Raw genomic sequence first — 17980 nt, forward strand, 5'->3', positions numbered from 1 at the left:
ATGGTATTGAATGGGCTGGGATTTTTGAGACGCGATGGCGCGATCTCAAATAGTCAGTGACGCGCCTCCTCAATAAATGCGCGATATGAGACAAGCGTTTGCGGTTTTGTCATCGCATTCATATGCCCTGCTTCGTTGATGGCTTCAAATCGCTTGTGTTGACTAGTGAGACTATCGAATAGTTGTCGTGACCTGCCAATCGGCGTCTGGACGTCGTTGGTGCCGCTGATAATCAGCACAGGTCCTTGATAAGTGCGCAGAGCGGCGCCATTGTTTATCGATAAAAGCTCTTGGTCCAGTTTGGCACTCACGAAGGGTTTGGCGAACCAGGGAATTTGATCGTCAACATATGCCTGGGCACTAGTGCCTGTGCCTTCCAGTACCAAAGCATCGAGATTTCGTTGGCTCGCCAGTTTGGCAGCAACAAAGCTACCATACGAATGGCCTTGAACCACGAGCATTCCTTTCGTGGTTGCGCGTATGTGGTCGTACAATGAAAGCGTTTCAGCCGCCAGTTCTTTCAAGCCAAATGCGGCCGCGGGAGCCTCGCTGCGTCCAAAATCATGATAATCGTAGCTGATGAAATTGGCGTTCATTTCGATAAATGGTTTTGCGATCATCGCACCGTTTGCATCAATTCGCACACCCGATCCCATGAAATACAACACAGTAAACTGCGCATCTGGCTTATGCACAAATATTCCTCGACTGATAGCGCCGCTTGGATGTTTAAATTCGATATTCTCAATCTGATACGCGGGCGCTAACTTTTTCAGTCTCGCCGGGTTACCAGAATCTCTCGGAATAAACTGATTAGACGTGACGTTCATAGTTGAACAACCGGCTAAGAAGATGACTGATAAGAAAGTAATTAGCTGAGCTCTGGTTTTCATATGGGTGTGATAAAACGCTCTTTTGGTTTCTCAGGATTGGCATCATGGCCGCTAGCCGCAGATCAACGGCCGACGCAGCAGCAAACGACAAGATTCTGATGCAAGTTGGCAAATCTCGTTCGCTCATACAGCAGGATCACTGAGGATAAGTGCCCGCAGGGCACAACTTATGCCAAGAACCCCAATTTACTGCCACTCGTGCGGCTGGTGCAGCTGCCTGATCTGCGGCGCAGGAGGCTCAACGCTATCTCGGCCATTCGCGAAGGATTCAGACGGCCAGCGGGGCGCGCTGAACCTGCTTCGCAATATCAGCGAAACGCTGCGCCGCCTGCCATATGTCGTAGGCATTTTGTTCGGCAAGCCATAGGCGGGCATCACCGCCACGCTCCACTCCCAGCCAAGCCTCAATCCGCAGAGCCATCTCAGGTGAAATAGCTGCGTGGCCGTTCAGCACGCGGGACAATGTGACGCGATTCACTCCCAGCTGCTGCGCAGCTTCGGTAACCGACAAGCCCAGTGCTGGCAGCACGTCGTCGCGTAAGGTCAATCCAGGGTGCGGTGGGTTATACATGCGTGCCATGATGCGTCAATGATAGTCCAATAGCCTATGGAAGCAACGTCTGTTCGCTCGCGAAGAGCGGTGATTGTCGCCAAGCAAGTTGGGGCGTAGGATGTGAGCTTCCGCGGCGGTGCGCCGCGTTAATTGGAGACTGGAAGCTCACATGAACAAGAAGATCCACCTGGCTGCGGTGCTGCTGGCCGCTTTGATGGGAACGGGAGTGCAGGCGCAGGACAGCGCCTGGGCGTCAAAGAAGTCCTCGTGGCTGCAGCTGCAGCAGGGCCAGAAGGACGAGGTCTTCCGCTTTGCGGACAAATACCGCGAATACCTGGCCGTTGCGCGCACAGCGCAGACATCCACCAATGAAGCTCTGCGCATGGCGAAAGCCGCCGGCTTCACCGAGTTCACCAGCCCTTCGCAGGTGAGGCCGGGCGCCCGCCTGATCCTGCCGGCGCGCGAGCGCGCGGTGATTCTGGCCGTGATCGGCCGCGACCCCCTCACCAGCGGTTCGCACACCATCGGCACCCACCACGACAGCCCGCACATCGACCTGAAGGCGCGTCCCGTGGTCGGCGCCGCGCAGAACAGCCTCGCCATCTTCAAGACCGTGTACTACGGCGGCATCAAGAAGTACCAATGGGCCAATGTGCCGCTGGCGCTGATGGGCCGCATCGATACCACCGACGGCCGCAGCATTCCCGTCTCCATCGGCCTCGATGCGAGCGACCCTGTGTTCGTGATCGGCGATGTGGCGCCGCACTCGGACAAGGAGCTGCGCAACCGCAGCTACACCGAAGTGTTCAAGGGTGAAGAAATGAACCCGGTCGTTGGCAGCATCCCCGGCGAGAAAACCGGCGTCGTCGGCGAAGTGCTGCGCGCGCTGAAGGAGAAGTACAAGGTGCAGGAAGAGGACTTCGTCAGCGCCGACCTGCAGCTGGTGCCTGCCACCATGCCGCGCGATGTAGGCGTAGACCGTGGCCTCATCGGCGCTTACGGCCAGGACGACCGCCTCAGCACCTATGCGGCACTGCGCGCGCTCCTGGAGATCGACGGGACGCCTGCGAAGACCGCTATCGCCTTCGTCTCCAACTTTGAAGAAGTGGGCTCGGTGAACAACACCGGCGCGGCGTCAACGCTGCTGACCTCCGCCTACGCCCGCCTGGTGAGCGGCCAGCGCGGCGCCCAGTACAGCGACATCGACCTGCGCAACGCACTGCAACGCGCCAACGTGGTGAGCGCCGATACCAATGACGGCCTCAACCCCATCATCGACACCAATGAAGCATCCAACGCCGCCAGGCTGGGCTTCGGCGTCACCATCAAGCGTTATGGCCGCGGCTTCGACGCCAACGCCGAATACATCGCCAAGGTGCGCGGCATCCTGGATAAGGCGGGCATCCCATGGCAGACCCACACGCCGAAAGTGGAAGTGGGCGGCGGCGGCACCATTGGCGGCTTCATGTCGCAGCAGGAGATGGAGGTGATCGACATGGGCGTGCCCCTCATCAGCATGCACTCCACCTTCGAGATGTCGAGCAAGGTCGACGTGTGGAACTTCTACCGCTTCATGAAAGCCTTCTACGCCGCGCAGTAAGCGTTGCGCGCAACGCACACTGGCGGCGCTATCGCCAGTGTGCTTTCCATTGAAAAATTCTTCTCCCCTCTGGCAGGCGAGCTCATTGTGTGTTTTACGTGCACTAGCGCACATAGAGCGGCCTGTTGACCTGATTTAATCCTGCTATTATTTATTCAAGCAATGCAACTTTGGTCTGGCACGGGCGCTTGATGCCGCTCATGCCTGCGCGCTTCCACCGGAAGTAATCTTAGCTACGTTGGCTTGAAGTGCTGTCTGATGAGGGGAACTACATGGAACCGATACAAGACAACCTGCCGATCGAAAGCGCCAGTGCCGGCTTGCTGACGACATTGTCGCAGCCGCCGCGCAACAGCCGGCTCCTGCCTGCCAAGGGCAGCTGCTGGTACTGCGAGAAGCCGGTAGACAGCGTGCGCCGATTCTGCGACCGCGAATGCAAGGACGCGTTCGACGAAGAGCAGCAGTACGACGCTTAAGCGGTTTGCAGCAGCGGTTTCAGGGTTGCTAACGCACCCTCGAAATCGAATTCATGTGCGGCCGCCGACACCGTCTCATAGACGTTGACCCCCAGCGCCGCAGCCAGTACCGAGGCATGCTGTTGCAGCACATCGATCGCCTCGCCATCCCCATCATCCAGCAATTGCGCCAGGCGGCGCAGCAGGGCGTCGAGCACCGGCTTGTCCGGCATCTGCGGCGGCATCGTATCCGGCAGCTGCGGGCTTTCCACCAGTTCGCCGTCGATCATCGCCAGCAGGCGCAGGATGGCGTGGTCCAGTTCCCGCAGCACGCCGGCGCTGGGGCCGCGTCCGATGGCGTCTTCCGCACGCTGCGCCAGCACATACACTTCCTGCCCGCCGATCAGCCCCGCCGCGCCCTTCAGCGTGTGGATGGTGCGCCGCGCGCTGGCGGCATCGCCGCCTTCCAGCTGGATGGTGGCATCCTGCACCGCCGAGGCATAGTCGTGGCGGAAGCGTTTCAGGATCTGCAGGTAGATGCGGCGGTCGCCCATCAGCCGCTCCATACCGGCAGCGGTATCGAGCGGTGCGGAGCTGGCGAGAAGGGAAGCGGAAAGTCCTGCCATTGTTTTTATTTGGTCGTGAAAGCCCAGTTGCGTGTAACGGCCACGCCGTCCACGGTGCCCGCGAAGCTTACCTCATAAGTGGTGGCGGCGGCGAGCTTGCCGAGCGGGATGATGGCCGCCGCCGAAGCCGGCGTGTTCGAATCGGCGGAGCGGGTGAGCGTGCGCACCGGGAGATTGCTGCCGCCACGCGGCTTTACGTTGAAGCTGCTGACGATAATGGTGGACGAGATATTGGCGTGCACGCTGATCGGGTAGCCCACCTCATTCTGGTTGGGCACCGGGTCCGGCGCTTCGCTGTCGCTCATGAAATTGACCGGCACCGAGGTCTGGTCCGGCCCGGGATAAACGGCCACCATGCCGCGCCCCACGCCGGCGCCATAGCCGCCGCTGGCCGCGAAGTCCGCGGTGAAGTAGGTGTAGTTGTTGCTGGCTGTGGCAGCGCCGGTGCCGCCTTCCTTGAACACGGGTTCGAAGATCGCGAAGCGGTGGTAGATCGCCGCAATCAATTCCTCCGCGTGGTAGAAGCCCGCCCGCTCGCTCGCGGCGGAAATCACCTCGCCATAGGCAAACGGCGCCGACAGGCGGTAATTCGCGGCGGTGAAACGATCGGCCAGGTTCGCGCCGGTGAAGCCGGAGGCGCCTGCCGTCTGCGAGTGCGCTACCGTATTGTTCGCCATCAGGTAATTCGAATGGCCCTGGGCCGCAACGTCGATCTGGCTGTTGCGCGCCAGCGCCGCCAGACCGATCGACGTGCGGCGGAAGTTGAACCAGTTGAAGCCGTCGGTGGCGGTATTGCCAGTCGCCGCCGGGGCCCCGGGCGCGCTCGGTGTGGGCGGCGTGGCGGGCGGCGGCGTGGTCGGCGTCAGGCCGGAGGAATTGGATGGGCCGTTGCTGCCGCCGCCGCAAGCTGTCAATACTGCCGCGACCAGCAGTGCAGAAATCCGGTAATGCCAGGTGTCGATTGAGCGCATGGTCTGCTCCAGAACCGCCGGACCAGTCCGGCCACGAGCCGATTCTATGCCAATTTCTTGTACGCAGCCGCTTTGTTGCTGCATTACCAATGTTGCCGGGTGCGCTGCGCGGTCCGGCGCCGCGTTAGAATAGCCATATCAGCAACCTATCGCGATCCCAAGGCCTTGAACAGTCCACGCACCCGGCGCATGCAGCGCGCCAAATTCGCTTTGCCCAGCACCGTGACGCTGCTGTCGATTGCCTGCGGCTTCGGCAGCATCGTCATTTCGGTGGACAACGCCCACGTCGGCTTCGCCCAGGACTACCGCCTGGCTGCCGCCCTGCTGGTGCTGGCCGGTATCTTCGATGCGCTGGACGGCTTCGTGGCGCGCGCCACCGGCACCAGTTCCGAATTCGGCGTGCAGCTCGATTCGATTGCGGACGTGATGAACTTCGGCTGTGCGCCGGCCATGCTGCTGTACTGCTACGGCTTTGTGCTGATGGGCCCCGCCGATCCCACGCTGCTGCGCGCGGGCGGCATTGCCGCCTTCTTCTTCGTGGCCTGCGGCGCGCTGCGCCTGGCGCGCTTCAATGTGAATGTGGGCCGCACCGATCCCAAATACTTCGTCGGCATGCCGATTACCGCGGGCGCGGCCTGCGTGGCCTCGGTGGTGGTAGCCTGGCCCGAGTCGCCGGAGACTTCGCTGCACGGCTACCTGGTGGTGCTCATGCTGTTCGTGGTGGGCAGCCTGATGGTGTCCACCATCCGCTTCCCCAGCTCCAAGCAGAAGAAGAGCGCGGCGGCCTTCGTGGTGCTGGCGCTGAACATCGGCCTGCTGGCCTGGCTGGGCTACTACTACTTTGTGCTGTTCTTCGTGCTCTACATTGCCGGCACGCTGGCCCTCAACCTGGCATGGCGTGCCGGCTGGCGCGGCATCGCGCCGCCGCTCACCTACGACGACGAAGTGGCTTAAGCCACCTCGTGCTGGCGCGCTGCGCGCAGGATCTCGAACCACTGTTCGCGGCCCAGCGTGAAGCGCGTTGCTTCCACCGCTTCCGCAATCGCCGCAATGCGTCCGCTGCCGGTCAGCGGCACCGGGCGGCAGGGCAGCGCCATAATCCACGCGAACACCACGCTGGTGAAGGGGCGGTTCAGTTCATCGGCAATCTGCTGGATCTTGTCGCGCAGCGGCTGCAGCTTCGTATCCTCGCTGTTGAACAGGCGGCCGCCGGCCAGCGGCGACCAGATCATCGGGGCCACGCCCTTGTCCTGCAGGCCGTCGAAGGTTTCGTCGAACATTGGCGCCAGGTGCATGGGCGAGAACTCCACCTGGTTGGTCGCCAGCGGAATGCGCTTGTGCAGGCACTCGAACTGGTGGCGGCTGAAGTTGGACACGCCGAAATGCTTCACCTTGCCCGCCTTGCGCAGGCCCTTGAAGGCTTCGGCCATCTCGTCGAAATCCATCAGCGGGTCCGGACGGTGGATCAGCAGCAGGTCCAGGTAGTCGGTGCGCAGCTCCTTCAGGGAATTGTCCACCGAGGCCACGATGTGCGCGGCCGTGGTGTCGTAATGCTGGATGGTGTGCGCCGGACGGGCCGGGTTAAGCAGCTTGATGCCGCACTTGCTGATGATCTGCATGCGTTCGCGCAGCGCGGGCTTGAGCGCCAGCGCCTCGCCGAACAGGCCTTCCACGCCGTAGCCGCCGTAAATATCGGCGTGGTCGAAGCTGCTCACGCCCAGCTCCAGGCACTGCTCGATCAGCGCCAGGCGCTGCTGCGGCGACAGCTCCCATTCCTTCATCCGCCACATGCCGGCCACAACGCGCGACAGCACCAGACCATCGTCGCTGGTTTGAAGGGTGGGGCAGGACATTTGACTCATGAATAGCTCTCGAAATGGGCGAAAAGTTGTTTATAAGCGAGCTCTATGGCACCGCTTCCAGTCCCGGCGTTGCATCGTAGTGTAAATTTTGGTGTTTCGGCCTGAATTTTCTGATAACTCCATGTATCATGGCCTAATTATTTCCGTTCGGAAGGTTATGGAGGAACAAGGTGGGTCTGTTATCAATGTTTAATCGCAAGTCCGGTTCGGGTGGCGACAAGGAAGAACAAGTCGAAAGTCTGGATGCGAGTCTCGACTACGAAGCAGCCGATGCCCTGTTATGCCGCGATGAGATTACGGACAGCCGCAATCGTTTGTGCGGCTACCGCTTCAGCTTCCAGCCGACCGTGGCCGATGGTTTCGCACCGGAGGACGCCTTCTTTGAAGTGCTGGAAGCGACCGAGGTGCCGGCCTTCGCCGCGCGCCGCATGGCGCTGATTCCGGTCAGCGGCGAAGCCATCGCCGAAGGCCGCCACGTGCCCCTGATCGCGTCCTACACCGTGTTCCAGGTGGATTCGCTGCAGTCCACGATGGAAGCGGACACGCTGGCCGGCCACCTGACGGCGCTGCGCAAGTCCGGCCCGAAAGTGGCGCTCACCGTGTCGCACAAGAACCCGGCGCCGCCGGTGCTGCTGCCGCAGGCCGATATCGTGATCCTGAACCTGCGCGAAGGCACGGTCGAGGAATTTCAGGCGCAGCTGGCCAAGCTGAAGGCCAGCAACCCGAATGCCAAGATCGCCGTCGATGGCGTGGATACCTGGGACGAGCAGCGCATGTGCCTGTCGCTCGGCTGCGAATTCTGCCTGGGCGCCTACATGTCCACGCCGGACGAAATCGATCCTGAAGGCCGCCTCGACCAGGGCCGCCTGACTTCGATCCAGCTGCTGAACCTGCTGCGCAGCGACGCCGATGTGAGCGAGCTGAGCGAAGTAGCCAAGCGCGATCCGGGCCTCACCTTCCAGCTGCTGAAATGGGCGAATGCGCCGGGCATCGGCACCACGACGGCTGTTACCAGCCTGAGCCAGGCAATCATCGTGCTGGGCCGTAATCACCTGTACCGCTGGCTGACCGTGTCCATGTTCCGCCTCGGCGAGGACAGGGAACGTGACGAGTCGCTGCTGGAAATCGCACTGACCCGCGCGCGCTTCATGGAAACGGCCGGTCCGAAGGCCATGCCGCGTTCGCAGCGCGACGAGCTCTTCCTGGTCGGCATGCTGTCGCTGTTCGACCTGCTGCTGAAGATGCCGATGGCGAAGATCCTGGAGCAGATGCACCTGGCCGACGATATCCGCGAAGTGCTGCTGAACGGCGAAGGCCCTTACGGTCCTTACCTGAAGATGGTCATGCTGCTGGAACGTAACCAGGTCGAAAAAGGCCTGGCCATCGCCGAACAGCTCGGCATCGAAGCCGACGCCTTGGCAGAAGCCGGCAGCGCCGCCTTCGCCTGGGCACAGGACGCCCTCAGCGCCTCGCAGTAAAACAAAAGCGCGCCATGGACACCCGTGGCGCGCTTCCTCCCTCCGCCGCTTTTCAGCGCAACAGCCAGTAGCTCAGAAAAAAGAGCACCATCACAATCAGGCCCCCACCCATCCCGATGACCGCAATGATCGTGTGAGCGCGTTCTTCGTCTTCGAGGAATTTGTGTATCAGTTTGCCCATAATCCAACCTCCTCTCAACTCATGCTAGTTGTGCATACCTGCGTTGTCAAATGAACGTAGGAGTAGAGCCAGGCTGCTCCCAGTGTCAGGAACGCGGACGTAATTAGTACTCGATAGTGCCGGGCAATTTCCCGGATACTGGCGTGTGGCGTGCGTTTTGTTGGAAATATCGGAGCCACCGCCGCGATGAAGACGTGCAGCATCAATATTGCGATGAGCAGCCAGAAGATCGCTGTCTGCCAAGGTTCGCTCAGCTCACTGGCCGGAGATGGATGGCGTAGCTCGTACAAACCGCTTACGCACATGCCCAAGCCTGCCCACGACAGTTGGCCGTCCTTAACGGCAATCAATGGACTAACGCGCGCCTTTTCTACTTTTGATAAGTTGAACAAAAAGCTGGCCGCCAGGAACATCAATGGCAGCAAGGTTGGGACGAACAGATTTACGAAATGCCAGTCGTTCACGGCCGCCTCGCTGAAACCACGATGAGTCAATGTAGGCCAGCGGCACCTGCGGGGCAATAAAAAACCCTGCAGAATCTGCAGGGTTCTTGTGGGGGCGCAGGGGATTACTGCAGCCAGAGCCTGATCGAGTCCCAGGCGCGGCCGAAGATGGAAGCCTGGGCCACCGGCTCCAGCGCCACCACCGGCAGTTCCAGCAGCGGCTTGCCGTCCACCATCATCTTCAGCTTGCCGACGTTGCTGTTCTCGGGAATCGGCGCCACCAGCGGATCCTTGCGTTCCAGCACCGGCTTCATCTTGGCGGCCACGCCTTTCGGCACTGTCACCAGCACGTCGTTGCGGAAGCCGATCTTCACATTGTTCTTGGAACCCTTCCACACCTGCGGCGTATCGATGGCCTGGCCCTTGGTGTAGAGCTTCACGGTGTCGAAGTTCTGGAAGCCCCAGTTCAGCAGCTTCTGGCTTTCGGCGGTCCGCACCGAGTCGGACGTCGTGCCCATCACCACCGAGATCAGGCGGCGCTCGCCGGTGCCGTTCGGACGGCGCGCGGACGCCACCATGCAATAGCCGGCCGCTTCGGTGTGGCCGGTCTTCATGCCGTCCACGGTCGGGTCCAGCCACAGCAGGCGGTTGCGGTTCTGCTGGGTGATCTTGTTATAGGTGAAGCTCTTCACCGAGTCGATCTTGTAGTACTCGGGGAAGTCCTTGATCACATTGCGCGCCAGCGTGGCCAGGTCGGCCGCCGTCGTGTAGTTCTCCGGGCTCGGCAGCCCGTGCGGGTTGGCGAAGTGGGTGTTCGCCATGCCCATGCGCTGGGCTTCGCGGTTCATCAGCGTAACGAAGGTGGCTTCGTCGCCCGCCACGGCTTCGGCCAGCGCCACGGCCGCATCGTTACCGGATTGCACCATCAGGCCATACAGGAGGTCGCTGATCGAGACCGGCACCGCGGGGTCGATAAACATCTTCGAGCTGCTGGCATCCACTTTCCACGCGCGTACCGACACGTTCACCTTCTGGTCCAGCGTCAGCTTCTTGTCGCGCAGCGCGGTGAAGGTCACGTAGGCCGTCATGATCTTCGTCAGCGAGGCAGGCTCCACGCGCATATTCGGATCCTGCGAAGCCACGATCTGGTTGCTGGTGGCATCCAGCAGCAGCCAGGAACGGGCGGCGATGGTCGGGGCAGGGATGGTTTGCGCGACGGCGGAAGAAATAATCAGCACACTGGAAACCAGTGCAGCGAGGAATTTTTTCATGGACTTTCGAATTCGGTTGACATTGAAGCGGGGCCGCAGGGAGCTGCTCCCTTGCGGCCCGGACATTATAGGCGCTTATTCGGCCTCGGCGTCGTCCATTTGCTGCGCGCCGTTCTGCCACAGGGCGATGACCCAGCTCTTGATATGGCCGAGCTTGCGGTGGAAGAAGTGGTCGGCGCCGGGAATCACGATCACCGGAATATCCTGCGGCCGGGCCCAGTCGAATACGGCCTGCAGCGGAATCGTATCGTCGTTCTCGCCGTGGATCAGGATCGTATTCGCGGGAATATCGGCCATCTGCCATTTGCCGGCGGCGCTGCCCACCAGCACCAGGCGTTCCGCCGGGGTGCCGGCTGCCGTCAGGCGTTCCTGCAGCTTGGACTGCACGAAGGTGCCGAAGGAGAAGCCGGACAGCGCCACCGGCAGGCCCGGATACTGCTCCGTCATATGCTTGTACAGCAGCTCCATGTCGTCGGTTTCGCCATGGCCGTGGTCGTGCACGCCTTCCGACTGGCCCACGCCGCGGAAATTGATGCGCGCCACCACATAGCCCAACGCCGCAAAGGTGCGCGCCAGCGTCTGCGCCACCTTGTTCTCCATCGTGCCGCCATACAGCGGGTGCGGATGCGCCACCAGGGCAATGCCGCGCGGCTCGCGGCCGATGGGTTTGTCGATCAGGCCTTCCATCAGGCCCGCATTGCCTTGCATCGTGAAGTGTTTCGTATTCTTGTTCATCATGCCTTGATCTTCAGCCTTTCCACTGGCTGTCCGTTGACCAGGTGCTGGTCAATGATTTCGTCGATATCGCTGGTGTCCACATAGGTGTACCAGGTGCCCTCGGGATAGACCACGAGTACCGGGCCATGCTCGCAGCGGTCCAGGCAGCCCGCCTGGTTGATGCGCACCTTGCCGGCGCCGTTCAGGTTCAGTTCCTTGCAGCGCTTCTTGGCGTGCTTCTGCGCCTGTTCGGCGCCGCGCGGGCCGCAGCTCTCGCGGCCATCATCACGGTGGTTCATGCAGAAGAACACGTGATGCTTGAAGTAGGGAGTGTCGCTCATGCTGGTGTCCAAATTGAAACGCAAGGCGTAATGATACCCGCGATCAGGGTTTATTGAGTTTATGCGAGGGCAGCCACAGGAACCACAGGGCCACGAAAGGCCACATCACGGACAGGAACTGGGCCGCGCCGTTGAAGTTCAGGAACTTGCCCTGCACCCAGGTCTGCAGCGTGGCGCTGAAGTAGGGATTGACCGGCGTCGTGTTCACGATAAGGAGGCTGAGCAGGATGGTAGCGGCAGCCAGGCGGCGCTGTGCCGTCTGCGGAGCGAAGGCCAGGCCGGCCAGCATGATGGCGCCGATCAGGAAGCCGCCCTGTGCGCCCGGCGTAATCCAGGTAAACGCATTTTCGGGTGAGAACAGCAGTGCCGTCGCCAGCGAACGCGTCAGCACTGCGGCGCCGATCAGGCCAATCACCAGCAGCGCGCGCGGCGCGGGCTTGCGCATCAGGCACAGCAAGGTCAGTGCGGCGCCCACCATGCCGCAGGCGGTCACAATGGTTTCGGACAGCCAGTACTGCTCCACGCTCAGGTCCACATCCGGCCGCACATAGGACGCGAGGTCGATATCCATCTCCAGCAGCTCGCTCAGCCATTCGGACAGGATGGGCAGCAGCTCGCCCAGTCCGAACAGGAAGGACTGAGGATAAATCTGCGCCAGCGGCCACAGTGCCAGCAGCACCAGGCCCTGGCTGGCATGCTGGGCGAACCAGCGCTGGCGCAGGCGGTAAAGGTGGCTGGTGTCGAGCAGCTTGCGCGCGCTCAGCACCCCCAGGAGCCCGCCCAGCGTGCAGCCCGCGGCATTGGTATAGAAGTCGAGGTTGGACGACACGCGGCTCGGCAGGTAGGTCTGCACCGCTTCCATCATGCCCGACACGAGTGCGCCAATGATCGCCACCAGTATGAAGGCGACGATGCCGCGTATGCGCGGATGCATGGCATAGGCCAGCAGCATGCCGAAGGGGATATAGCCGATTACGTTGATGACGGCATCGAACATCGTCCAGTAGCGCGGCATGGACGTATGCTCAAGGAAGATCAGCGGCGACAGCCCCTGGTTATGCCAGCCGGAGAAGGGGAACCAGCTGGCATAGATAATCAGCAGGAAGTAGGCCAGCAGCGCAGCACGCGACACCGGCGATCCCTTGCGCGGGACCGCCGTGCCGGTGCCGGGTGCTTCTTGCTCGATCATGCTTATTGCGCAGGCAGGATGGCCAGCCAGGCCAGCAGGTCGGCCGTGATGGCGTCGGCATTGGCCGCCAGGGCGCGCGCACCGCCCGGCGCATCGGCGCTCGGCGCGGGCGTACTGCGGGTGAAGGTGCGCTGGTCAATCAGCTTGTGCGAGCGGAACAGCGAAGCGCGCAAGGTGATGCTGGCGCTGCTCTGCGTCTGCGTATCGAAGTTCTGCGAGAAGTCATCCACTTCGAGGCGCAGCAGCGGCAGGCCGCCGCTTGCATCCGTCGTGTTCAGCACCTTCACGCCGGCCTGCGCCATGCGCGCCTTCATGCGCTGCGTCAGCAGTTGCATCGGATTCGCCGCCCACTGGTTGAAGGCATAGGGGCGCGATTGCTGCGCGTCCGCATACATCAGGCGGTAATACATGCGCTGCGTGTCCAGCAGGGCCGGGCCGGTCACGTCGGAGACCACGATCGCAGGATAATTCGCTGGCGCCGCCGCCAGGGCGGGGCCGCTCAGCGGGCCGAAATCGAAGCTGGTCGGCGCCGGGCCCTTGGTGCTGGCGCAGCCTGCGAACAGTGCGGCGCAGGCGAGGGCGGACAGGGAACGCATCATCGTTATTTTCATGGTGGTCCTTATTTGTTCGGCGCCGCAAAGCCGGGTTCACCCGGGCCCGGCGCAATCTGCGGCGCGCCGAACAGGATGCTTTGCGGGCGGTCGTTCAGGGTATTCATGGTACGGCGCACGGCGCGCATCGACGATTTCGTTTCGTCGGTCAGGCCCGTAATGCTGGGCAGGGCTTCCAGCTCAACGCCGCTGGTGACGGCTTCCACCGAAGTCGCGGCACGGTCCACGGCTGCCGAAATGCGGTTCACGGCGCCGTCCGGACCATTCAGCGACTGTGCCACGCTGTCCGCACTGTCGGCCAGGTTCTGCACCGATTTCAGCGTGCGGTCGGTTTGTGCCGCCAATGCCGGCAGCTTGTCGATGGTCGGACCGAGGCGCGCCGGCAGTTCGCGGTATTCACGCGCGGCGGCGCTCACGTCCGAGAAGGCGGACAGCATGGTCTTCTGGTTCTCGTCGCTGAGCAGGGTATTCAGCTTGCCGGTGATGGCTTCCGCTTTCTCCAGGATAGCCGTGCCGCGCTTCTCCAGCTGGTCCAGCAGGCCGGGGTGCAGCGGAATGCGGCTCGGGTTTTTCTTGTCGGTGCCAAGGCGGGGCGAACCCACCGACTCGTCATCCAGCTGGATGTAAGCGATGCCCGTCACGCCCTGGTAGCCCAGCGTGGCAAAGGTGGTGCGGGTGATTGGCGTCGCCGGATCGATACTCAGGTGAACCAGGATCTGGCCCGCCGCCTTCGGGTCGAAGTCAATCTCGTCGACCTTGCCCACTTCCAGGCCGCGGTAGCGCACTGCCGCCTGCGGGTTCAGTCCCGGCACGGCGAGCGTGGTCGCGATCAGGTAAGGGTCATACTCCACCCGGTCGCGGTTGAACCAGATGCCGAACAGGATAGCGGCCGTAAGCAGCGATATCGTGAAAATGCCCGTCATGAAAGCGTGTGATCGATTCTCCATTCCTGCTCCTTTTATTCGAGGGCTTCGAGTGCCCGCTTGCCGCGGTCGCCCAGGAAGAATTCCTTGATAAACGGATGGTCCACGCGGATCACCTCACGCGTCGGGCCTACCGCTATCACATGTTTTTCGGCCAGCACGGCGATGCGCGTGGACAGTGCGAACAGGCTGTCCAGATCGTGCGTCACCATCACAACAGTCAGTCCCAGCTCGCGGTGCAGCGATTTGATCAGCGATACAAAGCTCTCCGAGCGGTCCGGGTCCAGGCCCGCGGTCGGCTCATCGAGGAACAGCAGCTTGGGTTCCAGCGCCAGTGCACGAGCCAGCGCCACCCGCTTGATCATGCCGCCCGAAAGGTCCGAAGGCATCTTGTTCGCATGCTCCGGCCCGAGGCCGACCATGTTCATCTTTAATAGCACGGCATCACGGATCAGATCGTGCGGCAGCACGCGCAACTCGCGCATCGGCTGCGCAATGTTCTCGAACACCGTCAGCGCCGAATACAGCGCGCCCTGCTGGAACAGCATGCCCCAGTGGTTGCGCAGCAGCTGCAGCTGGTCCGCCTTGGCCTGTGTGATGTCCTCGCCGAACACGCGCACGCAGCCCTTGGTCGGCCGCTCCAGGCCCAGCATCTGCCGTAGCAGCACCGTCTTGCCCGTGCCCGAGCCGCCGACGATCGACATGATCTCGCCCTGTTCGATCTTCAGGTTCAGCTCATTATGGATCACCGTGCGGCCGAACTTCGTCTGCAGGTTGGTGATCTCCACCACCGGCACACTGCCGTCCAGCGTCAGCTCGCCCGGCGAGTCGGCCGGGCAGCCGCATTCTTCCTGTGGAGTTTCGTCCGTCATCAGAATCCCACTCCATTAAACACAATGGCGAACACCGCATCGGCCAGGATCACCACGGTAATCGCCGTCACCACCGAAGTCGTGGTGCCGCGTCCCAGGCTCTCGGTATTCGGCTGGATGCGCAGGCCGAAATGGCAGGAAACCAGCGCAATCAGCATGCCGAACACCGCCCCCTTGCCCAGGCCGATCATATAGTTCGCCAGCGGGACGGCATCCGGCAGCTTCTGGATAAAGTAGCGCGCCGAGAGATTCAGCTCGATCTTCGCAGCCACCATTCCGCCGATGAGGGCCATCGTATCGGTCCAGATCACCAGCAGCGGCATGGAGATCGCAAGCGCCACCACTTTCGGGAGAATCAGGCGGAAGCCATGCGAAATACCCATTACCAGCATGGCATCCAGTTCTTCGGTCACGCGCATCACGCCCAGCTGCGCCGTGATGGAGGAACCAGAGCGGCCCGCCACCAGGATTGCCGCCAGCAGCGGCCCCAGTTCGCGGATGATGCTCATGCCGAGCAGGTTCACGAGGTAGATATCCCCGCCGAAGTTGCGCAGCTGCTGCGCCGACAGGTAGGACAGCACCACCCCGATCAGGAAACCCACCAGCGCCGTAATTCCCAGCGCCTGGAAGCCCGCGTGGAAGATATTGGCCGAGATTTCGCGCCACGGCCCGCGGATGGGATTCTTCAGGAAGCGCCACATATCCTGTGTCACCTGGCCGATCAGGCTGACGAAGCCCTGCATATGCTCGACGAAGTGAAGCACGCCGCCGCCCAGTGTCGTGATCCAGCCCATATGGTGCGTGCGTGTACGCGGCAGTTCCAGCTTGCCGGTCGCTTCGAGCCGGTTGAAGAATTCCTCCTGGCCGGCGCCGAGCTTCAATGCAGCCGGCCGCTTGTAGCCCCAGGCTTGCCACAGCAGCTGCGCGCCCATGTGATCGAGGCTGTCCACGGCCGTCAGATCCCATTGCGCGGCCTTGTGCTGCACACGGTCCAGGGTGGTGGAAATCGTTTTAATCGTTTTGCGATGAGCCAGTGCGTGAACCTGCCAGGTACCGGCGGCGGTCACGGTCTGCTCCGGCCCGTCGCCGGAACTGATAGTTAAGGTTGGCTCTTCTGCAATGGGCATGTCGCCAGTGTAAGTGAGAATTGTTAACTTTGCTATAAGACCAAGCCCAACCGTGCTTCAGGCTGCCAGGTGGCGTGCCTGGCGCTGCGGCAGGACGGCGGCCGGCGACGCCTCCGGCTTACGTTTCACGCCATGGCCGTCCTGGGCCAGCAGGGCGTCCACGTCCTCGGCCAGCCCCTGTTCCCGCAGGTAGCGGCCCACCAGTGCGGCCAGCCGGTCCAGTGCAATCCGGTGCGTCGCATCCGTATTCGCATACAGCCAGTCGGAGAAGGCCATGAAGCGCTTGAAAGGCTGGTCGCCCAGCAGTACCGGCGTCGCATGCGTGAAGCGGCCGGAGTTCGCGACCAGGTCCCAGTAGCGCGCAAAGCGCACCAGCCGCTGCATCGTGGGGAAGTCGATATCGCGGTTGGCGAGGATCGTATAGGGCGGATGCGGATCGAACACCATGCCGAATTCCGCGGTGTGGCGGATGATGGGCGTGCCGCGCAGACGCTTCAGGATGCCGAACTGGATCTCGTGCGGCCCGAGCGCCCACAACTTATCGAAGCCTTCGCCGAAGCTCTCCACGGTTTCGCCGGGCAGGCCGGCGATCAGGTCCACGTGCATGTGCACATCCGAATGCTCGCACAGCCAGCGGATATTGTCGGCCGCCTTCTGGTTATCCTGCTTGCGGCTGATATGGCCCTGCACCGTCGGGTTGAAGCTCTGGATGCCGATCTCGAACTGCAGCGCCCCCGGAGGGAACTTCTGGATGCCTTCCTTCAGCGCATCTGGCAAATGATCCGGCACCAGCTCGAAGTGGGCGAACACCGGGTCATCCGGATTGGCTGCCAGCTTATCGAGGAAGAACTGCATGATCTTCAAGCTGGTCTTGATATTCAGGTTGAAGGTGCGGTCCACGAACTTGAACAGCCGTGCGCCGCGCACATGCAGCGACTCCATTTCCGCCAGGAAGGTATCGATATTGAACGGCCAGGCCGTCTTGTCCAGCGCCGACAGGCAGAACTCGCACTTGAAGGGGCAGCCGCGCGACGCTTCCACATATAAAGTGCGGTGCGCGATATCCTCATCCGAGTACAGGGAATAGGGCATGGCAATCTCCGCCATCGGCGGCTGAACGCCTGCATGCACTTTCATTAGCGGCTTGGGGCCGTTCAGGATTTCACCGCACAGCTTGGGGAAAGTCACGTCGCCCCAGCCCGTCACCACGTAGTCGGCCAGCTGCACGATCTGCTGCTCATTGGTCTCGTGCGATACCTCCGGCCCGCCCAGCACAATCACCAGTTCCGGCGCCACGCGCTTCAGCATCGCCACCAGCCGGGTAGTCTCCTCCACATTCCATATATAGACGCCCAGCCCCAGGATGCGTGGCTTTGCCGCGAGGATGCGTTCCACCAGCTCAGTGGTCTTCGCCCCGATCACGAATTCCTGGATGCGCGTCTGCGCCTGCAGCGCACCCATATTGGCGAGCAGGTAGCGCAAACCCAGCGAAGCGTGGGTATAGCGGGCATTCAGGGTGCTGAGGAGGATGGACATGGGAACGCGGCCGAACAAAATTCACATTTTACCCTTGCGCACAGGGCGCCGGTTCGCTATAGTTCTGTCCCTGCCGCGATGCACTAGCAGCGAGGCAGAAAAAAGAGGTTGACGAGCTGTGAGAAACAGCGGATAATATCGCCTCTCTGCTGATGAACAAAACGCTTCATCGAACAGCAGGATCTTTAAAAATTAACAGTCGATAAGTGTGGGCGTTTGAAGAAGTGCACGGGGCTTAGGCCTCGATGCTCAAATTATTTAAACGCTCACAGAAATATTGTAAGTCAGTATTTTTGAGAGCGACCAAGTCAGAAATGACTTTAAACAGAGA

General features: G+C 61.7%; 20 protein-coding genes. 4 read left to right on the forward strand and 16 right to left on the reverse strand.

Annotated elements, in window-relative coordinates; all coding sequences use genetic code 11:
* Positions 1–53 precede the first annotated feature (53 nt).
* Together ACJRPG_RS23490 and ACJRPG_RS23495 are read right to left on the reverse strand one after the other, a co-directional pair.
* Positions 54–893, reverse strand: a complete 840-nt coding sequence (locus tag ACJRPG_RS23490; RefSeq protein ID WP_408002534.1) for an alpha/beta fold hydrolase — start codon at positions 891–893, stop codon at positions 54–56.
* Positions 894–1161: 268 nt separating this feature from the next.
* A complete protein-coding gene (locus ACJRPG_RS23495; protein WP_408002535.1) occupies positions 1162–1473 on the reverse strand; it encodes a HigA family addiction module antitoxin in 312 nt (103 codons plus the stop codon).
* A 142-nt stretch (positions 1474–1615) separates the two neighbouring features.
* Between ACJRPG_RS23495 and ACJRPG_RS23500 the strand changes: the two genes are divergently transcribed.
* Positions 1616–3046 carry a zinc-binding metallopeptidase family protein gene (locus tag ACJRPG_RS23500; protein WP_408002536.1) on the forward strand — a complete coding sequence of 477 codons (1431 nt, stop codon included), beginning with the start codon at positions 1616–1618 and terminating at the stop codon, positions 3044–3046.
* Positions 3047–3318: 272 nt separating this feature from the next.
* On the forward strand, positions 3319–3522 hold the full coding sequence (locus ACJRPG_RS23505) for a hypothetical protein (protein WP_408002537.1): 204 nt from the start codon (positions 3319–3321) through the stop codon (positions 3520–3522).
* Here ACJRPG_RS23505 and ACJRPG_RS23510 read toward each other — a convergent pair.
* Together ACJRPG_RS23510 and ACJRPG_RS23515 are read right to left on the reverse strand one after the other, a co-directional pair.
* Positions 3519–4127, reverse strand: a complete 609-nt coding sequence (locus ACJRPG_RS23510) for an Hpt domain-containing protein (protein WP_408002538.1) — start codon at positions 4125–4127, stop codon at positions 3519–3521. The two genes, ACJRPG_RS23505 and ACJRPG_RS23510, sit on opposite strands and share 4 nt — an antisense overlap.
* 5 nt (positions 4128–4132) lie before the next feature.
* The gene (locus ACJRPG_RS23515; RefSeq protein ID WP_408002539.1) at positions 4133–5098 is read right to left on the reverse strand and encodes a CAP domain-containing protein; all 966 of its coding nucleotides are present in this window, start codon (positions 5096–5098) and stop codon (positions 4133–4135) included.
* Positions 5099–5287: 189 nt separating this feature from the next.
* Between ACJRPG_RS23515 and pssA the strand changes: the two genes are divergently transcribed.
* Positions 5288–6052: a CDP-diacylglycerol--serine O-phosphatidyltransferase gene (gene pssA, locus ACJRPG_RS23520; protein WP_408002540.1), complete on the forward strand. Its 765-nt coding sequence runs from the start codon at positions 5288–5290 to the stop codon at positions 6050–6052.
* Here the strand turns inward: pssA and ACJRPG_RS23525 are convergent.
* Positions 6049–6960 carry an aldo/keto reductase gene (locus tag ACJRPG_RS23525; protein WP_408002541.1) on the reverse strand — a complete coding sequence of 304 codons (912 nt, stop codon included), beginning with the start codon at positions 6958–6960 and terminating at the stop codon, positions 6049–6051. The genes pssA and ACJRPG_RS23525 overlap by 4 nt on opposite strands.
* A gap of 185 nt (positions 6961–7145) precedes the next feature.
* Here ACJRPG_RS23525 and ACJRPG_RS23530 point away from each other — a divergent pair, with 185 nt between their 5' ends.
* Entirely contained in the window at positions 7146–8438 is a 1293-nt protein-coding gene (locus ACJRPG_RS23530) for an EAL and HDOD domain-containing protein (RefSeq protein ID WP_408002542.1), read from the forward strand.
* A 52-nt stretch (positions 8439–8490) separates the two neighbouring features.
* Here ACJRPG_RS23530 and ACJRPG_RS23535 read toward each other — a convergent pair whose 3' ends face one another.
* The 11 genes from ACJRPG_RS23535 to ACJRPG_RS23585 all read right to left on the reverse strand — a co-directional run bounded on the left by ACJRPG_RS23535 (position 8491) and on the right by ACJRPG_RS23585 (position 17649).
* Positions 8491–8619, reverse strand: coding sequence for a hypothetical protein (locus ACJRPG_RS23535; protein ID WP_408002543.1), 129 nt, complete (start codon positions 8617–8619; stop codon positions 8491–8493).
* A gap of 14 nt (positions 8620–8633) precedes the next feature.
* On the reverse strand, positions 8634–9083 hold the full coding sequence (locus ACJRPG_RS23540; protein WP_408002544.1) for a hypothetical protein: 450 nt from the start codon (positions 9081–9083) through the stop codon (positions 8634–8636).
* Between the two features lie 104 nt (positions 9084–9187).
* On the reverse strand, positions 9188–10333 hold the full coding sequence (locus ACJRPG_RS23545) for a D-alanyl-D-alanine carboxypeptidase family protein (protein WP_408002545.1): 1146 nt from the start codon (positions 10331–10333) through the stop codon (positions 9188–9190).
* A 75-nt stretch (positions 10334–10408) separates the two neighbouring features.
* Positions 10409–11068, reverse strand: a complete 660-nt coding sequence (locus ACJRPG_RS23550; RefSeq protein WP_408002553.1) for an alpha/beta hydrolase — start codon at positions 11066–11068, stop codon at positions 10409–10411.
* Positions 11068–11391 (reverse strand): (2Fe-2S) ferredoxin domain-containing protein, encoded by a 324-nt coding sequence (locus ACJRPG_RS23555; protein ID WP_408002546.1) that lies wholly within the window; start codon positions 11389–11391, stop codon positions 11068–11070. Before ACJRPG_RS23555 ends, ACJRPG_RS23550 begins: the two co-directional genes overlap by 1 nt.
* Positions 11392–11434: 43 nt before the next feature.
* Positions 11435–12580 carry a VanZ family protein gene (locus tag ACJRPG_RS23560; RefSeq protein ID WP_408002547.1) on the reverse strand — a complete coding sequence of 382 codons (1146 nt, stop codon included), beginning with the start codon at positions 12578–12580 and terminating at the stop codon, positions 11435–11437.
* A gap of 2 nt (positions 12581–12582) precedes the next feature.
* On the reverse strand, positions 12583–13191 hold the full coding sequence (locus ACJRPG_RS23565; protein WP_408002548.1) for an ABC-type transport auxiliary lipoprotein family protein: 609 nt from the start codon (positions 13189–13191) through the stop codon (positions 12583–12585).
* 8 nt (positions 13192–13199) lie between these two features.
* Positions 13200–14138, reverse strand: coding sequence for an MlaD family protein (locus tag ACJRPG_RS23570; RefSeq protein ID WP_408002549.1), 939 nt, complete (start codon positions 14136–14138; stop codon positions 13200–13202).
* A gap of 11 nt (positions 14139–14149) precedes the next feature.
* The gene (locus tag ACJRPG_RS23575) at positions 14150–14986 is read right to left on the reverse strand and encodes an ABC transporter ATP-binding protein (RefSeq protein WP_408002550.1); all 837 of its coding nucleotides are present in this window, start codon (positions 14984–14986) and stop codon (positions 14150–14152) included.
* Entirely contained in the window at positions 14986–16113 is a 1128-nt protein-coding gene (locus tag ACJRPG_RS23580) for an MlaE family ABC transporter permease (RefSeq protein WP_408002551.1), read from the reverse strand. Before ACJRPG_RS23580 ends, ACJRPG_RS23575 begins: the two co-directional genes overlap by 1 nt.
* Positions 16114–16170: 57 nt before the next feature.
* Positions 16171–17649 (reverse strand): B12-binding domain-containing radical SAM protein, encoded by a 1479-nt coding sequence (locus ACJRPG_RS23585; protein ID WP_408002552.1) that lies wholly within the window; start codon positions 17647–17649, stop codon positions 16171–16173.
* Between the last annotated feature and the right edge of the window lie 331 nt (positions 17650–17980).

Source organism: Pseudoduganella rhizocola, assembly GCF_045984285.3.
Lineage (GTDB): Bacteria > Pseudomonadota > Gammaproteobacteria > Burkholderiales > Burkholderiaceae_D > Rugamonas.

Bases quoted from the DNA above. Each gene is read 5' to 3' on its own strand.
- ACJRPG_RS23490 (WP_408002534.1), bottom strand. From the start codon at position 893: ATGAAAACCAGAGCTCAGCTAATTACTTTCTTATCAGTCATCTTCTTA.
- ACJRPG_RS23495 (WP_408002535.1), bottom strand. From the start codon at position 1,473: ATGGCACGCATGTATAACCCACCGCACCCTGGATTGACCTTACGCGAC.
- ACJRPG_RS23500 (WP_408002536.1), top strand. From the start codon at position 1,616: ATGAACAAGAAGATCCACCTGGCTGCGGTGCTGCTGGCCGCTTTGATG.
- ACJRPG_RS23505 (WP_408002537.1), top strand. From the start codon at position 3,319: ATGGAACCGATACAAGACAACCTGCCGATCGAAAGCGCCAGTGCCGGC.
- ACJRPG_RS23510 (WP_408002538.1), bottom strand. From the start codon at position 4,127: ATGGCAGGACTTTCCGCTTCCCTTCTCGCCAGCTCCGCACCGCTCGAT.
- ACJRPG_RS23515 (WP_408002539.1), bottom strand. From the start codon at position 5,098: ATGCGCTCAATCGACACCTGGCATTACCGGATTTCTGCACTGCTGGTC.
- pssA (WP_408002540.1), top strand. From the start codon at position 5,288: ATGCAGCGCGCCAAATTCGCTTTGCCCAGCACCGTGACGCTGCTGTCG.
- ACJRPG_RS23525 (WP_408002541.1), bottom strand. From the start codon at position 6,960: ATGAGTCAAATGTCCTGCCCCACCCTTCAAACCAGCGACGATGGTCTG.
- ACJRPG_RS23530 (WP_408002542.1), top strand. From the start codon at position 7,146: ATGTTTAATCGCAAGTCCGGTTCGGGTGGCGACAAGGAAGAACAAGTC.
- ACJRPG_RS23535 (WP_408002543.1), bottom strand. From the start codon at position 8,619: ATGGGCAAACTGATACACAAATTCCTCGAAGACGAAGAACGCGCTCAC.
- ACJRPG_RS23545 (WP_408002545.1), bottom strand. From the start codon at position 10,333: ATGAAAAAATTCCTCGCTGCACTGGTTTCCAGTGTGCTGATTATTTCT.
- ACJRPG_RS23550 (WP_408002553.1), bottom strand. From the start codon at position 11,068: ATGAACAAGAATACGAAACACTTCACGATGCAAGGCAATGCGGGCCTG.
- ACJRPG_RS23555 (WP_408002546.1), bottom strand. From the start codon at position 11,391: ATGAGCGACACTCCCTACTTCAAGCATCACGTGTTCTTCTGCATGAAC.
- ACJRPG_RS23560 (WP_408002547.1), bottom strand. From the start codon at position 12,580: ATGATCGAGCAAGAAGCACCCGGCACCGGCACGGCGGTCCCGCGCAAG.
- ACJRPG_RS23565 (WP_408002548.1), bottom strand. From the start codon at position 13,191: ATGAAAATAACGATGATGCGTTCCCTGTCCGCCCTCGCCTGCGCCGCA.
- ACJRPG_RS23570 (WP_408002549.1), bottom strand. From the start codon at position 14,138: ATGGAGAATCGATCACACGCTTTCATGACGGGCATTTTCACGATATCG.
- ACJRPG_RS23575 (WP_408002550.1), bottom strand. From the start codon at position 14,986: ATGACGGACGAAACTCCACAGGAAGAATGCGGCTGCCCGGCCGACTCG.
- ACJRPG_RS23580 (WP_408002551.1), bottom strand. From the start codon at position 16,113: ATGCCCATTGCAGAAGAGCCAACCTTAACTATCAGTTCCGGCGACGGG.
- ACJRPG_RS23585 (WP_408002552.1), bottom strand. From the start codon at position 17,649: ATGTCCATCCTCCTCAGCACCCTGAATGCCCGCTATACCCACGCTTCG.